The organism is Gryllotalpicola sp. CP2-P1 (genome assembly GCF_057512245.1).
The window spans coordinates 1-1,471 of sequence record NZ_JBLRDT010000360.1 but is presented as its reverse complement, the minus strand read 5'-3'; the positions used below and the strand labels follow the sequence as shown (position 1 = coordinate 1,471).

Sequence of the window (1,471 nt, the reverse complement as noted above, 5' to 3'; positions counted from 1 at the left end):
GGCGATCAGGGTGACGGTGGGCGCGCTGCCCGTCGAGCGGGCGGCGCACGTCGCGGCCCTGCTCGCCCCGGTCGTCACTTAAGCGGCACCCGGGGCTCCGATCGGCCGGAATATCGACGACCGGGCCGTGCCGCCGCCCAGCGGGTCGTCACGAAGTCGGCCTCTCGCGCGTCTGAGACCGTGTTCGTGACGACCGAGCAGCGGGCCCGGCGCGAATAGGCTCGAGGGATGCCTCAGAACATCGTCGTGCTCGTGGGTGGAGTCGGGGGCGCGCGGTTCACGCGCGGTCTCGTCGCGGAGCTGGAGCGCCGGCATCCCTCGCCCTCATCTCGGCCCACGGTCACCGCGATCGTCAACACGGGCGACGACTCGTGGATCGCCGGGCTGCGAGTCACCCCCGACCTCGACTCGATGATGTACACCCTCGCGGGCGTCAACGACGACGAGCGCGGCTGGGGGCTGCGCGACGAGTCGTACCGGGTGTCGGCCGAGATGAACGCGTATGGCGTCGGCTGGCCGTGGTTCACGCTCGGCGACCTGGACCTCGGCACGCACATCGCGCGCACGGCGCTGCTGCGCGAGGGAATGCCCCTGACCGACGTGGTCGCGCGGCTCGCGTCGCGCTGGAACGACGGCGCCGGCCTGCCCGTGCGGCTGCTGCCCGTGACCGACGAGCCGGTCGAGACGCACGTCGAGATCGACCTCGGGTCGGGGCCCGAGCTCGTGCACTTCGAGGAGTGGTGGGTGAAGCACCGCGCCGCCGTTCCCGCGCAGCGCTTCGTGCAGCTGGGGCTCGCGGCGGCGTCGGCCACGCGCGCCGTCCGCGACGCGCTGGCGACGGCGGATGTCGTGCTGGTGGCCCCGTCGAACCCGGTCGTGTCGGTGGGCACGGTGCTGTCGATTCCGGGGGTTCGCTCGTCGCTCGATGCGTCGTCGGCGCCGGTCGTCGGCGTCTCGCCGATCATCGGGGGCGCGGCGGTGCGCGGCTATGCGGATGCCTGCCTCGCCGCCATCGGAGTCGAGACCTCGGCTCTCGCGGTGGCGCGGCACTACGGGTCGCGTTCGCGGGCCGCCTCGGCGCAGCCGCCGGTCGACTCGGCGCAGCCGCTGGTCGACTCGGCGAAGCCGAATGGAGACCCCGCCCCACGCGGCCTGCTCGACGGCTGGCTCGTCGCCGAGGAGGACGCCGACGCGGTCGGGGCGGTGGAGGCGCTCGGCATCCGCTCGCGCAGTGTGCCGCTCTGGATGAAGGACGCCGAGACGTCGGCGGCCCTCGCCGGCGCCGCGCTCGATCTGGCCGCCGAGTTGTTCTGATCGGATGTCGGTGGTGACCCCTAGCGTTGGCGGCGTGCACATCGAGACCCGCGGCGAGGGCACGCCGCTCATCCTGATCCACGGCTTCGGCGTCGACCACCGCATCCTGCTGCCGCTCGACGCGGCGCTCGCCGCCCGTGGCGGCTGGCGGCGCATC

Annotated in this window: 1 protein-coding gene; it reads left to right on the top strand. The window is 73.6% G+C overall.

The genetic code is table 11. The features are described from left to right. The first annotated feature begins 228 nt into the window (after positions 1-228). Positions 229-1,314 (top strand): 2-phospho-L-lactate transferase, encoded by a 1,086-nt coding sequence (gene cofD / locus ACM2XV_RS15200; RefSeq protein WP_487027549.1) that lies wholly within the window; start codon positions 229-231, stop codon positions 1,312-1,314. Positions 1,315-1,471: the final 157 nt, after the last annotated feature.

Excerpts from the sequence above, each read along its gene's own strand:
- cofD (WP_487027549.1), top strand. The coding sequence starts at position 229 with ATGCCTCAGAACATCGTCGTGCTCGTGGGTGGAGTCGGGGGCGCGCGG.